This is a genomic window from Mesorhizobium sp. M1D.F.Ca.ET.043.01.1.1 (assembly GCF_003952385.1).
In the GTDB taxonomy this organism is placed as follows: Bacteria; Pseudomonadota; Alphaproteobacteria; order Rhizobiales; family Rhizobiaceae; genus Mesorhizobium.
Window position 1 is genome coordinate 7,081,875 of the sequence record NZ_CP034444.1, and the last position, 13,498, is coordinate 7,095,372.

The window sequence follows — 13,498 nt, forward strand, 5'->3', positions numbered from 1 at the left end:
GATGGTCGACGGCGCTATGAGGAGGAAAGGAGGAGCGGTCTCGCACCTGGCATCGCGCTTGCAGCCGGTGCTGCCAGTCATCGCCCTAGTTTTTCTGTTGACCTATATTGGCTGGAATCAGCCGCGCGCATTGTCCTATTTTGGCGCCAACCTCCTCCTAGGGCTCAGCCTGCCTATCGTCCTCTGCACTCTCGCCCAGGTATTTGTGATGGCAGTGGGCGACCTGGACCTCTCCATAGGATCGTTCGTCTCTCTCGTCGCTTGCATCGGTGCCACGATCCTACCGCAAGACCCGTTCCTGGCCACCGCGGCTCTGGTTTGCCTTGTTGCAGTCTATGCTCTTGTCGGGGCGCTGATTCAATTTCGAAGGGTCCCGTCGATCATCTTGACGCTGGGTCTCTCATTCGTCTGGACTGGACTGGCGCTTATCATTCTTCCCGTCCCTGGGGGGAAAGCGCCTGAGTGGGTGTCGTCGCTCGTCGGCTGGAAAACTCCTATCGTGCCAATGATGATCTGGATGTTCATTATCCTGGCGGCTGTGGGCCACCTAATCATCATTCGGTCCTCGTGGGGCACAATGGTGCGGGCGGCCGGCGCCAATCCGTCAGCGCTCGAGCGCTCCGGCTGGTCGCTTGTCCGCATGAAGGCCGGAGTTTACGCCGCTGCCGGTGTTTGTGGAATTGTGGCAGGACTCGTCCTGGTCGGAAACACCGTTGCGGCAAACGCAACTGTTGCCAATCAATACACGCTACTTTCGGTTGCCGCCGCAGTGCTGGGCGGCGCCGACTTTTCCGGTGGCCGGGTGTCCCCAACCGGGGCCGTGCTCGGGGGAATAATCATGTCGATCGTCGGGTCGCTGCTGATCTTCATGAACATCTCGACGGATTGGCAGGTCGCTACCCAAGGGGTCATTCTTATCGCCGTCTTGAGCTTGCAATTCCTGCTTCAAAGACTTTCAGGAACGCGGGTATCCTCATGAATTTGTTGAAATCGTCCTACTCCAAGCCTTGGGTGTGGTCATTCGTGGCGGCGTTTGCGACATGGCTAGCCTGTGTCTTGTGGGCTGACGGGCGCGGCGCCGTTGACCTAGTCCGGATCGCTTGCACCTTCGCTGCCTTTACATCCCTGGTTTCTTTCGGCCAAATGCTGGTAATCACGTCGGGCCCGGGGCAGATCGACCTTTCGATCCCTTCCGTCATTGTGATGGCGAGCACCATTTCGATGGTGGTGATGAATGGCGAGGACAGGCTGATCTTTGCTGGGCTTGCGGCGGCGCTCGCCGCGAGCCTTGTCGTGGGAGCGGTGAATCACGGGTTGATCCGCTTCATCGGGATTCCACCGATCATCGCCACTCTTGCTTCAGGGTTGATCGTGATGTCCGTTGCGACCTCGATCGGACGTGACTCAAAAATCAGCCCGCCGGAGATGTTCGCAGCGGCCGTTAACTTTAAACTTGCTGCTGGTTTTCCGTTGGTTGGTCTGTTCACTATAATTGTCGGAGTGGTGATTGCGCTGATGCTCGTACGCTCTCGATACGGGCGTGCGCTAGGGGCGGTTGGACAGAACGAACGGGCCGCCCGATTTTCTGGGATCGACGTTCAGCGTGTACGCCTGATCACCTATGCTGCCTCGGCGCTTCTGGCTGGCGTCACGGGCACGCTGATTGCCGGCTACGCCGGCGGCAACTCGCTCGACCAAGGCGCCGAATATCTACTGCAGACGGTTGCGGTAGTCGTCATCGGCGGGACGCTGGTTACGGGAGGACGCGCGAGCACCGCGGGGATCATCGGTGCTTCTCTCTTTATGTTCTTTCTCGTAGCCCTTTTGAACACAACCGGCGCCAACGCCGGAGTCCGTACGCTGCTGACTGGCGGCGTCATCATGCTGGTGACCACACTCGTTGGAAACCGCAACGGGTGATCCGGTCGACTCCAAGGGGCTGGCCTCAGCAGACCCGCCAGCTTTGGGCTAACCACGGCGACAAGTGTTCCGGAGCAAGAAACTCGAGGCCTAGTCCTTTCCCGTTAGGAAGCTCGATGCGGCCTCGAGCGTCGGGTCTGACTGTTCCCTGCAGGGTCATGAAGGGATTTTCCGCGCAATCCAGTTCCACCCATGGATACATCTCGGCGCGGCTATTGGAGCTGTCCGGCAGCACGGCTATCATCTGCAGAGCGGCCTGGAAACCGACGACACTGCCCCACACGTGCGGAATGACCGTGACGTCGTAGGCGCGCGCGAGTCCCACCACGTGCTGCATGCCAGTATAGCCGCCGCAGACCGTCAGGTCCGGTTGTATGATCGATACCGAGGTCTTCTCCACTAGCGCTCGAAACGCTTGTACCGTCGAAAGGCTCTCACCGGTTGCGATCGGTGTTTTGGATGCGCTAGCGACACGCGCATTGCCTCTCAGGTCGTCCAGCGCGACCGGTTCTTCCGCCCAGATCAGTTGGGCATTTGCCAGTGCGGCCAACAGGATCTCGGCATCCTGGGGAGAATAGCCGCCATTGAGGTCGATCATAAGTGCTATGCCATCGCCAAGCTGACGTCTCAGTTCCTGGATGAATTGGACGGTCGCCCGATTTGCTCCTCCAACGCGAGGTTTGACGGCACGAAACCCCGCATCGACGAAACCCAGGATTTCGTCCAGGAACCCAGCATAAGGATCTTCGCCTTGCACAAGGTACGGACCGCTGGCATAGGCGAAATGGCTTGTCCGCAATGCGCCGCCTAGCATCTCGGCGACCGAGAGCCCACGTGCTTTTGCCACCAGATCGTGGAGGGCAATATCGACCGCGGACACCGCCATCACAGAGATCCCTTGCCTATCATAGCCACGGCGCTTCATTAGGTCGTGCCAGATCGGGCCGATTGCTTCCGCGTCCCGTCCAATCAGCGTCGGCGCAATTACGTGGTTCAGATATGCGCTTGTCCCGTAGGGCGCAGGGCCGGCTTCGCCCCAGCCGCTCACGCCGCTATCAGTGGTCAGGCGCAGAAGAAGCGCCTGTCTCGTGCTCCTGAAGCCAAGAGCGTTTCCCTCCGCGCGTCGAAGCGGAGCGACAAGATGGAAGCCTTCTACAGTTGCGATCTTCATGGAGCCTCCGTGTGCGGACGGGATGTCAGACCTGTAGCACCGTCCCGATTGCCAAATTGTGCATTATGCATTATAGCTCAGCTAGAATGAGCGGCAACCCGAGGTGATTGTGAAACTGAAAGACGAGTTTGACTACATCGTCGTGGGGGGAGGGGCAGCTGGTTGCGTGCTGGCGGCGCGTCTCTCCGAGGATGCCGGCTGCAACGTCGCGTTGATCGAAGCAGGGGGAAGCGACAACAACATGCTTGTCACCATCCCAGCGGGGTTTTGGCTGTCGCTCAAGACCGGGCTGTTCAACTGGAAGTACACCACCGAGCCGCAGACAAACCTGAACGACCGCACCATCTATTGGCCGCGTGGCAAGATTCTCGGCGGATCTGGCGCGATCAACGGCATGGTTTATATCCGCGGTGTGGCCAACGACTACAACACCTGGTCCCAGCTGGGCAATCGCGGCTGGTCGTACCACGATTGCCTTCCGTTTTTTAAGAAAACCGAAGGTTGGTTCGGTGGTAACACAGAATACCACAACGCGAACGGGCCATTTAAGGTCACGCGCTTCGGGATTAGGCATCCTTTGCAAAAGGCCTTCGTAGAGGCTGGCATGCAGGCCGGGTTTCCGTACAATGATGACTTCAACTCCGGCGATCAGGAAGGTTTCGGTCCGCTTGACTGCAACATCTTCGAAGCCAAGCGCATCAATACCGCCCGAGCGCTGCTTCACCCGGCCGAAAAGCGCGCTAACCTCTCGATAATAACGCGAGCACTCGTATCGAGGGTCAGTGTTGAAAAGGGGCGGGCGGTCGGCGTTGAATTTTACCAGGGCATGAGCGTGCGGGTCCTCCGGGCCGCGCGCGAAGTGATCGTGTCGGCGGGAGCAGTGAATTCGCCGCAGCTCCTGCAGCTATCCGGCATAGGCCCGGCCGATCATCTGCGATCGCTGGGGATCGACGTGGCGTGCGACCTGCCGGGTGTGGGAGACAATCTGCAAGACCATCTGGTGGCCGGTCTGAAGCAGAAGATTTCGCAGCCGATCTCCTTCATGCGCGGGACAGAGCCTCACAACGTCCTGCGCTATTTCATCCAGTATCTTGCGACCAAGGGTGGGCCGGCAGCCTATCACGGGGTCGAAGCGATCGCCTTCCTGCGCAGTCGCAAGGAGCTCGCCGATCCGGATCTACAAATTCACATGACTAACATGATGTATGAGGACAACGGTCGTAAGATAATCAAGGAGCACGGCTTCATGCCGTACTTCAATCTGTCGAGACCCGAAAGCCGCGGATACATCCGTATCAAGTCGAGCGATCCTCGAAAGCACCCGGAGATCCAGCCAAACTACTTCCAACGGCAGGCCGACATCGACGTGATGCGCTCGGGGTTCAAGCTGTGCCGAGAGATCGTCGCGCAGCCGGCGTTCGACCCGTTCCGCGCCGAAGAGCTGTCGCCAGGTACGCGCGTGGCGACGGATCGCGAAATCGATGCATGGCTGCGGGCGAATTCGGAAACCATCTACCACCCGGTCGGCACCTGCAAGATGGGCCATGACGACATGGCCGTCGTCGACGATCGATTGCGCGTCAGGGGCGTCGAGCGGCTTCGCGTCATCGACGCGTCGGTCATGCCGACCCTCGTCAGCGGCAACACGCAGGCGCCGACAGTCATGATCGCCGAACGAGGTGCGGATTTCATTCGCAATCCTGACAACTGGGCTCAGTGAGGCGCAGGCGGCGGAATCAGAAAGGACATAGCGGATGCGGACTCAACAGAACTTCATAGATGGAACATGGCGCGCGTCGACAGCAGGCGTTCCTTTTGAGGTAGTTAACCCGGCCAACGAAGATCACTGCGCGACCGTTATGTTGGGAACGGTTGAGGACGTGGACGATGCGGTACGTTCGGCCAGGCGCGCCTTTCGCGATTTTTCGGTTTCCACCGTCGCCGATAGGCTCGCGTTGCTGCATGCTATCAAAGCTGAATATTCGACGCGGGTGAACGATCTGGCCGCCGCTATGACGATGGAAATGGGAGCGCCCAAGACTTTTGCGCTCGGTCCACAGGTGGGGACCGGGCTCGCTCATATCACGCGAATGATCTCGGTACTGGAGGCTTATCCGTTCGAGTGGATGCAAGGTGAAACCGAGATCATAAGGGAACCCATTGGAGTTGCCGGCCTGATCACACCGTGGAACTGGCCAAGCAATCAAATTGCCTGCAAGGTTATTCCGGCCTTGGCTGCGGGCTGCACCATGGTCCACAAGCCATCCGAACTGGCGCCGCTCTCTGCGGTGGTCTGGGCCGAAATCCTGGAGGCGGCGGGCGTCCCGGCCGGCGTCTACAATTTGGTTCAAGGCGACGGCGCAACGGTCGGACAAGCCATTTCAAGTCACCCAGGCATCGATCTTGTGCATTTCACCGGCTCCACACGCGCTGGGATTGCCGTCGCACAGTCGGCAGCCACGACTGTGAAAAGGGTGGCGCTTGAACTCGGTGGCAAATCGGCGAACATCGTGCTCCCGGACGCGGACCTCGCTGCTGCAGTCCAGGGATGCGTCAAGAAGATCATGGGAAACAGCGGCCAGTCATGCGCCGCTCCGGCCCGTCTTCTGGTTCAGCGAGAGCAATGCGCCGAAGCTGCCCGCATCGCGGCGGAGGTCGCGGAGGCGATGATCGTCGGCGATCCAACGGATGCAGCCACCGACGTCGGTCCGCTGGCTAACCAGACGCAGTACCAGAAGGTGAGAGACCTCATCCAACAAGGGGTCATCGAAGGCGCACGATTGGTTTGCGGCGGCGCAGAGCGCCCGGACAACCTTGAGCGGGGTTTCTTCGTCCGCCCGACGATATTTGCGGAGGTGTCACCCGAGATGCAGATTGCGCGGGAGGAAATTTTTGGCCCGGTGCTGGTCATCATTCCCTATAGCGACGAGGAGGATGCGATCGAGATCGCAAATTCCAGCGAATACGGGCTCGCTGCCTATGTCCAATCAAGCGATGCAGACCACGCCCACAAAGTCGCTTCGCGACTTCAGGCTGGTCGAATCGAAGTCAACTTGCCACCTTGGGACGATGCCGCCCCCTTTGGCGGCTACAAGCGCTCGGGTATTGGGCGGGAGTACGGCAAATGGGGGTTGGAAGAGTTTCTCGAAATAAAAGCAGTGATCGGGTGCCATGCTTAAGTTGGACAGCGTCTCATTGGTAGAACGGGGCACCTGTTGCGCTGAAAGCTTTAATCCGCAGAGATTGGTTCTGCTCAGGGGCGTCGATGGCAAAAAATAAAACTGGTGTGGTATCGGTGCCGCGAAAAACACTGACTGAACATACCTTTGAGGTCGTCAAAGGGATGATACTGGACAACGTGCTGAAACCAGGCCAACAGTTGAACATATCGGCTTTGGGAAAAGAGCTGGAGGTCAGCAGTTCTCCGTTGCGCGAAGCGTTGGTCAGGCTCGAAGCTGAGCGCCTCTTGGTTCAGAAGCTCTATTGCGGCTACCTTGTCGCTGAACAGCCGACCGCCGCTTACTTTGAGAGTTTGCTAGAATATCGGATAGTCACCGAAGGGTATTGCGCGAAGATTGGTGCGCCGCGTCGAGATCACGAAATCATCACAGGTCTGCAAGAGTGTTTAGATCGCATGAGCGCGGTAAATATTCTTGGCCAAAGATATGAGGAATATAAGGAATTCATTGAAGCTGACGCCGATTTCCACAAGTTGATCGTCAAAAGCTCGCAGAATCCGGTCATGCTCGAAACCCATCAAAGCCTTAACGTGATACTGACCCAATCGCGTCTCTATCGCACAGTGGAGTCAGCCCAAGCTCGCTTCTCGGAGGTGATGGCCGAGCATGGGCAGATCTTGCAGGCTTTCGACGCGGGCGACGGGCCGAGAGCCGAAAGGGTTTTGAAGTCTCACCTGGAGGGTGGCAAACGACGTCTTTTGGGGTCCGTTTCGAACGAGCCGCGAACCTTCGAGACAAAACCCTAGCTGGCGGGGAGGCGAGCTTACCGGCAAGCGTGTCTTCCCCTTATCCTGGTGCACCAAAACCGGTCATGACGACGCGGTCTTCAATGATTGGGATGGGGAAGCGCATCAGCCCCGTTAGCGACCGTTTTGAGGGACCGCTAAGCTCGCAACGCGAAATTACCCACCGTGCGAATGACTGCAACGGCCTCCGCGCCGGGCACTAAGAGTAAGGTTTGATCAATAGTGTCCAACGCATATCGCGCTAGGCCTAACGCGCTAGAGAAACCCTCTTACGCGTTAGGCGTTATTCGCAGCAATACATACTCCTTCTGACTCTCAGAAGGAACTTCAAGGCCATTGATGCGTGTTAGTGCAAAATTTCAGGTTGCCACCTTTTTTATGTCGTCTCCGTCACATATAGCCGACTACATGATCACAGCTATCCAACGCTTATTTACTTCCGTGGAATATTTTTGCGTGAGCTCAACCGCCGTTATCATATCTATCCTTCGTGGCGATGCTTGAGCCTTGGATTGCGGCGCACTTATCGCAATCACGATTTGCTGAGTCAAGCTTGTTTTGAACAAGATAATGTGACAATTGTCTTTCGCCAAAAAGCGTCGCTATGGCGTCACTGTTATCGGTAAAAAACATTGGAGAAATGTCACAGTATTACAATTGCGTTTCATAGGTGAATTACTCATTTTTTCGGTTGCGTGCTGGGCGGCGAAGGCGGGGGTTATTGGTAGTGGTTGAATCGATTGAAACGACACTAGGGATATGGGACGCGTCACTTCGCGAAGTGAAGTCGCGCATCAGGGGGCTTTTCCCTCAGGAGCGAGTGGCGACTTCGGCTGGTTTGTTCCTTGAAGGCCTGCTCCGGGACGAGCACCGCAAGACCGGCTGGATGAGAGCTAAGGCTGCGGGCGACCCAGGACCCTGGCGCCAACAGGCCATTCTCGGAAGGGCCAAATGGGACGCAGACGCTTTGCGGGACATCGTGCGTAAATATGCGCTCGAAACACTGGCCGACAGCGACGCAGTCCTCGTCATAGACGAGACGGGCTTCATCAAGCAGGGCAAGACGTCCTGTGGGGTAGCGCGGCAAATCAACGGCTCAACGGGCAAGATGGCAAATTGCCAGATCGGCCTGTTTGCGGCTTATGTGTCCAGGCACGGGCATGCATTCATTGACCGCGCCCTGTATCTTCCGAGGGCCTGGACGGAAGACTCCCCCCGCTTGGCGCGGGCCCACGTGCCTGTGAGCGCGACTTTCACAACAAAGTCCCGCATGGCGCTGGACATGATCGCACGCACTGTCGGTGCCGACGTACCTTTAGGCTGGATAGCTGTTGATCACGTCTGGGGTGTCGACATTGAGATGGCTCTGCGGCGCTGGTGCAAGGGCTACGTAGTTGGCGTCAGCGCGAGCCACAATTTCTTCCTCACCCGACCCGCTTTTTCCCAGCAGGTCGGGACGGCAGAAGACATCGCACGATCCGTCCATCCCTCTCAGTGGCGGAGCCTACCTCTACAAGAGGGTCTGCAAGGTTCCGAAACTTGGGCTTACTGCCCCTTCGCTGACCTGGATGTCGCGGAATACGATAACGCACGTTCTGGGCTTTGGACTGCAGGCCTCTTGATCCGGCGCGATGCGAACCATGCTTTCCGGTACTTTTCAACATGGTCTCCAGCAGGAACCGAAATCGAAACACTCTTCGCGGTGCGGCAATGTTGCAAGATCGCCGAGGACGGCCTCGGCGCGGCGAAGAGCGAACTGGGTCTCGAACATAACGAAACCCGTTCTTGGCACGGGTGGCATCGCCACGTCTCGCTGGTCATGCTGGCTTACGCGATGGTGCAGACCGTCCGTCACAAGACGGGCCACTGGCCCTCTGGACCGGTTGGACGATTCATGGTGGCCAGCCGCCGGTTCGACCGCTTGCCAAGGATCCCCAAGAGACCCAAACCGGGATCACTCGGCGCCGTGTCAATCACCCCATGGAACGACCAATCTGGCGAATGTCGCCGTAAGCCATTCCTCGTCAAAATGCCGGCCAAACAGTAGAAACCGATAGTTCTGCCATGAGACCACCCCTCAAGAGAGCTCCAAGGCGTGCAAAAGCCCTAATCGCTGTCAGGTCGATAGATCGAGATTTCAGTGGTCTTGCGGGAGCAACTGGTTTGGAAGCGGGAATACCAGTGAAACAGTCCAAAAAATTACAGAACTTGCACTATGCCCAGGCAATGTTGAGGCAAATTCGTCAAACAGCGCAGGCAGACGGAGAGAGCCTCCTGACCTATTTGGTCGAGATGGCTTACCTGGAAGTCAGTGATCGGATTAGGGCAACTTGGGCTTTGAAAGGCAACAATCCCAATCCCGACCCCTAGATCCCTCGGTCGAGCGATTTTCCCAGCCGCGCGGATTGCGACAGCGACCCCTGCTGGCCAAGGAAATGGTCCCAGTTTTGGGACCTGCTCGTACAGCGTGTTGTCCCTATGCACCACGCGCATTGAACCGTTACGCTGAACAAAAAAGCAAGGAGAATATTTGTGACTAAGAGCAATACAGAACTGACGCCGGTGGGGGGAGATAATACCGAACAGTCACCCTTCGAGCAGCAGGATGCTGAACGGACAGCCGCTGAAGAGCATGAGGTCGGGCGGCCGACCGTTGAAGACGAGAAAACTGAACTGTCAACTGTGGATTTGTCGTCTCTCACGGCGGATATCGTGTCGGCCTATGTCCGAGCCAACGCGATGCCTGTTGACGCTCTTCCGGACTTGATCGCCAGCGTGAATTCTGCGTTGAGGGGGATTGTACAGCCGTTTTCTCCGGAAGAACCTGACCTCGTTCCGGCGGTCAGTCGAAAGCGGTCTGTGTTCCCCGACTATATCGTGTGCCTAGAGGACGGAAGGAAGCTCAAGTCTCTAAAACGGCATCTCAGAACGTATTTCAATCTGACACCCGACGAATACAGAGCAAAGTGGGGACTTTCCGCTGACTATCCGATGGTGGCGCCCAATTATGCCGCTCATCGGTCCGTCATTGCAAAGTCCGCTGGTCTTGGCCGCAGCACAGCCGGTGGTAAGTCACCTGCAAAAAAGCAAGGGTAAAACCTGGCCTCCTCCCTGCCCGCTCGCAACCTCTGCACTTTGCTGCCGCGGCAAACGCATCCTCCCCTGCGGAGTGATGGTGATGGGAATGCGGTTCAGCCATGGCGTAAAGGGCGAACAGCACGGTGGCGCACGCTTCTCAAAGCCCGTTTTGCAATCGTTCTAGCACTGATTGAGATCTCGTCTGCCGCCTTATGTCGCGGCCGACGACCGACTGCGGCTGCCGCTCGAACTTCCATGGGCGTCCTCGAGCGAGCCGCACAGGACGCAAGGCAGGTTATGACATGTGGACCGGTTGGCGAACGGCCAAAGTATGAGGAAACCTAGAACGTCCCTTCACGGATGTAGCCGCGAAATCGTAGCGATGGGCAACTTCGCCCCTCGTTCCCCGGCGGCCAGGCGGAACCGCCTTTCTCCTATCTTCGCTATAACAGCGGCGGTCTTGCCGGCGGACCCTCCGCCTTTTCGAGGGACGCGTGCCCCAAATGAGCATTGGAGACGAACAGCGTTTCTCTCAGGCAGCTAAGAACAGCATCCGATACTTTATGGTCTACATAATTGATAGACATACTGGACCTCGCGAGCCATTTCCAAGGAGCAAGACGAGGATGTTAGCTGTGGACAGATTTTCGAGAAGGAAATTTAGCGCCCTCGTGGCCGCTTTTGCGGTGACCTTGGTTGCTTCTTCCGCCCCTTTCGCGGCCAAGGCGGGCAGTCCGGACGCGGGTAAGCTGCCGTCCAAAATTCCGGAAGGCACTGTGCTTCGCATCGGCGATCCCGAGACGCAGAGGGCTCTGGAACTTTCCGGACTTATCGATCAACTGCCGTTCAAGGTCGAATGGGCCAATATCAGCGGCGGCCCACAGACAATCGAAGCTTTTCGCGCCAACGCGCTGGACGTCGGATCGGTCGCCGACATCCCGCCTATCCACGCGACCTGGACGGGCCTCAAGGTCAAGATCATTGCCGCGAAGTTCCGCAAGGAACCGGTTGCGCACCCGATTTATCAACTCGGCATTGCGCCGGGCGTCGAGGTCAAGACGCTCGCGGATTTGCGCGGCAAACGGATCGCATTCAGCCCTGGTCAGGCACAAGGCGCACTGGTGCTGAGGGTGCTGCAGGCAGGAGGCCTTAAAAGAGAGGATGTCACTCTCATCGAATTGCCCAGCAAGGGTGATGCCTATCCGGTGGCACTTGCCAGCAAGCAAGTCGACGTCGCACCGATCTGGGGTGTCCTCGTCAAGCACTATCTCCACCAGTATGGCGCGGACGGCGCCGCCACCATCCCACACGGCCTGCGCGACGATCCGGCCCATCTCTATGCTCCACAGGCCGTGCTTGACGACCCGGCCAAAGCTGCCGCTCTCGGCGAATATGTGCGCTACTGGGCTCTTGCGACCCGATGGGTGCAGGAACATCCCAAGGAGTGGATCGCGGGCTACTACGTCGCCACCCAAGGCCTCAACGCAGAAGATGGCCAGTATCTCGTCGACGCCGACGGTCAGTTCGACATTCCCTCGGACTGGAACGATGTGATCGCGCGCCAGCAGGCGACGATCGATCTCCTGGCCAGGGAACTGAACAGGCCTAGGATAAAGGCCGAGGACCTTTTCGACAGGCGCTTCGAGACGATCGCCGCAAATGCGTTGAACGCGTCCTGACGCCCGCTTCCCCGGACTGGAGACGACCCAGATGAACGCAATCTCAAATACCGCCGCGGTTGCACTTCCCATTCCCTACGCATCGGATGAAAGGGGGGTGATTACGCCCGCTGTACAGGCCCGCAAGACCGCGACGAGGCGTCATCTTGCGCTTGGGCGAGCGATCCCGTTCGGCGCGCTGATCGGGCCCGCACTTCTCCTCGTGATCTGGTCCATCGGCAGTATCGCCGGCCTGATCGACCCAAGAACGCTGCCGGCGCCCTGGTCGGTTGTCGGCACGGCCATCGATCTCATCGCCGAAGGGAAGCTTCAGGATCATTTGATGACGTCTGCCTGGCGGGCGGTACAGGGGCTGGCGTTCGGCGTCCTGATCGGGACCACCCTCGCCCTCATTTCAGGTTTGTCGCGACTCGGCGAGGCCATCATCGACGGCCCCGTTCAGATCAAGCGGGCGATACCGACGCTCGCGCTGATCCCGCTGCTGATGCTGTGGTTCGGCATCGGCGAAGGCATGAAAGTAACGACCATCGCGCTGGCTGTCCTGATCCCGATCTATATCCAGACCCACAGCAGCTTGCGCAGCATCGACAGCCGTTATGTCGAACTGGCCCAGACCTTACGAATGGGGTACGGCGAATTCATCCGTGAGGTCATCCTGCCGGGCGCCCTTCCCGGGTTCTTCCTCGGCCTGCGATTGGCGGTGACCTATGCCTGGCTATCTCTGGTGGTGGTCGAGCAGGTCAATGCCACCAGCGGCATCGGCTATATGATCGATCTGGCGCGCAACTACGGCCAGACCGACATCGTCATCGTCGGCCTCGTCGTCTACGCGTTGCTCGGTCTCGGCTGCGACGGCACCGTCCGGCTCTTCCAGGAAAGGTCGCTGTCATGGCGTCGCACCTTGGCGGATTGAGCGGCGCGCCGCTGGTGCGTGTCGAGAGGCTCGTGAGGCGTTTCGGGCCGCGGACCATTCTGGACGGCCTCAGCCTCGACATCGAAAAGGGAGAGTTCGTTGCCCTTCTCGGCCGTAGCGGGTCAGGCAAGAGTACATTGTTGCGCGCGCTCGCCGATCTCGATGACAAGGTCTCCGGGTCCGGCCGGCTCGATACACCCGATAAGAAATCGGTGGTGTTTCAGGATGCCCGACTGTTGCCGTGGAAACGCGTGCTGGAGAACGTGGTTCTTGGCCTCGACCTACCGGATGCCGCCGAACGCGGACGGATAGCTCTAGAAGAGGTTGGCCTGAGCGGCCGCGAGACCGCATGGCCGGTTGAACTGTCTGGCGGCGAGCAGCAACGGGTGGCCTTGGCGCGCTCGCTGGTTCGGGATCCTGAACTGCTGCTTGCGGACGAGCCGTTCGGCGCACTCGACGCGCTGACCCGCCTGCGCATGCACGATCTGCTGCGCCAGCTCTGCGCCCGTCACCAGCCGGCCGTGCTGCTGGTCACTCATGACGTGGATGAAGCCGTGACGCTGGCGGACCGGGTCTTGGTGCTCGACAAGGGCGGCATCGCCGCCGATATCGTCATCGATATCCCCAGGCCACGCGATCATGGCCACCGCCGGTTCGGCGAGATCCGCTCCGAACTTCTGCGTCATCTCGGCGTCGAGCCAAAGCCTTCGCTGCCGGTCTGAGGGCCCAAGACTTCTCGCTCAGCCTCACCA

11 protein-coding genes are annotated in these 13,498 nt (G+C 58.7%); 10 read left to right on the top strand and 1 reads right to left on the bottom strand.

The genetic code is table 11. The annotated features are described in order from the left end of the window. Position 1: 1 nt before the first annotated feature. Positions 2–979, top strand: coding sequence for an ABC transporter permease (locus tag EJ067_RS34115; protein WP_245468115.1), 978 nt, complete (start codon positions 2–4; stop codon positions 977–979). After that, the gene (locus EJ067_RS34120; protein ID WP_126089410.1) at positions 976–1,920 is read left to right on the top strand and encodes an ABC transporter permease; all 945 of its coding nucleotides are present in this window, start codon (positions 976–978) and stop codon (positions 1,918–1,920) included. The genes EJ067_RS34115 and EJ067_RS34120 overlap by 4 nt, the downstream gene beginning before the upstream one ends. 25 nt (positions 1,921–1,945) lie before the next feature. On the opposite strand, the gene EJ067_RS34125 is transcribed toward EJ067_RS34120, so the two are convergent. Next, positions 1,946–3,091, bottom strand: a complete 1,146-nt coding sequence (locus EJ067_RS34125; protein WP_126089411.1) for a mandelate racemase/muconate lactonizing enzyme family protein — start codon at positions 3,089–3,091, stop codon at positions 1,946–1,948. A gap of 109 nt (positions 3,092–3,200) precedes the next feature. Here EJ067_RS34125 and EJ067_RS34130 point away from each other — a divergent pair, with 109 nt between their 5' ends. The 8 genes from EJ067_RS34130 (at position 3,201) to EJ067_RS34170 (ending at position 13,468) form a co-directional block, all read left to right on the top strand. Continuing rightward, positions 3,201–4,811 (top strand): choline dehydrogenase, encoded by a 1,611-nt coding sequence (locus EJ067_RS34130; protein WP_245468116.1) that lies wholly within the window; start codon positions 3,201–3,203, stop codon positions 4,809–4,811. A gap of 34 nt (positions 4,812–4,845) precedes the next feature. Further along, positions 4,846–6,270, top strand: a complete 1,425-nt coding sequence (locus EJ067_RS34135) for an aldehyde dehydrogenase family protein (RefSeq protein ID WP_126089412.1) — start codon at positions 4,846–4,848, stop codon at positions 6,268–6,270. An 86-nt stretch (positions 6,271–6,356) separates the two neighbouring features. After that, on the top strand, positions 6,357–7,076 hold the full coding sequence (locus EJ067_RS34140; RefSeq protein ID WP_126089413.1) for a GntR family transcriptional regulator: 720 nt from the start codon (positions 6,357–6,359) through the stop codon (positions 7,074–7,076). Between the two features lie 721 nt (positions 7,077–7,797). Beyond that, complete coding sequence (locus EJ067_RS34145) at positions 7,798–9,123, top strand: IS701 family transposase (RefSeq protein WP_126089414.1); 1,326 nt, start codon at positions 7,798–7,800, stop codon at positions 9,121–9,123. 485 nt (positions 9,124–9,608) lie between these two features. Then, positions 9,609–10,172, top strand: a complete 564-nt coding sequence (locus tag EJ067_RS34155; protein WP_348627122.1) for a MucR family transcriptional regulator — start codon at positions 9,609–9,611, stop codon at positions 10,170–10,172. A gap of 608 nt (positions 10,173–10,780) precedes the next feature. Continuing rightward, positions 10,781–11,833: an ABC transporter substrate-binding protein gene (locus EJ067_RS34160; RefSeq protein WP_126089416.1), complete on the top strand. Its 1,053-nt coding sequence runs from the start codon at positions 10,781–10,783 to the stop codon at positions 11,831–11,833. Between the two features lie 31 nt (positions 11,834–11,864). Beyond that, entirely contained in the window at positions 11,865–12,746 is an 882-nt protein-coding gene (locus EJ067_RS34165; protein ID WP_126089417.1) for an ABC transporter permease, read from the top strand. Then, positions 12,722–13,468 carry an ABC transporter ATP-binding protein gene (locus tag EJ067_RS34170; protein ID WP_126089418.1) on the top strand — a complete coding sequence of 249 codons (747 nt, stop codon included), beginning with the start codon at positions 12,722–12,724 and terminating at the stop codon, positions 13,466–13,468. The genes EJ067_RS34165 and EJ067_RS34170 overlap by 25 nt, the downstream gene beginning before the upstream one ends. Positions 13,469–13,498: the final 30 nt, after the last annotated feature.

Excerpts from the sequence above, each read along its gene's own strand:
- EJ067_RS34115 (WP_245468115.1), top strand. The coding sequence starts at position 2 with ATGGTCGACGGCGCTATGAGGAGGAAAGGAGGAGCGGTCTCGCACCTG.
- EJ067_RS34120 (WP_126089410.1), top strand. The coding sequence starts at position 976 with ATGAATTTGTTGAAATCGTCCTACTCCAAGCCTTGGGTGTGGTCATTC.
- EJ067_RS34125 (WP_126089411.1), bottom strand. The coding sequence starts at position 3,091 with ATGAAGATCGCAACTGTAGAAGGCTTCCATCTTGTCGCTCCGCTTCGA.
- EJ067_RS34135 (WP_126089412.1), top strand. The coding sequence starts at position 4,846 with ATGCGGACTCAACAGAACTTCATAGATGGAACATGGCGCGCGTCGACA.
- EJ067_RS34140 (WP_126089413.1), top strand. The coding sequence starts at position 6,357 with ATGGCAAAAAATAAAACTGGTGTGGTATCGGTGCCGCGAAAAACACTG.
- EJ067_RS34160 (WP_126089416.1), top strand. The coding sequence starts at position 10,781 with ATGTTAGCTGTGGACAGATTTTCGAGAAGGAAATTTAGCGCCCTCGTG.
- EJ067_RS34165 (WP_126089417.1), top strand. The coding sequence starts at position 11,865 with ATGAACGCAATCTCAAATACCGCCGCGGTTGCACTTCCCATTCCCTAC.
- EJ067_RS34170 (WP_126089418.1), top strand. The coding sequence starts at position 12,722 with ATGGCGTCGCACCTTGGCGGATTGAGCGGCGCGCCGCTGGTGCGTGTC.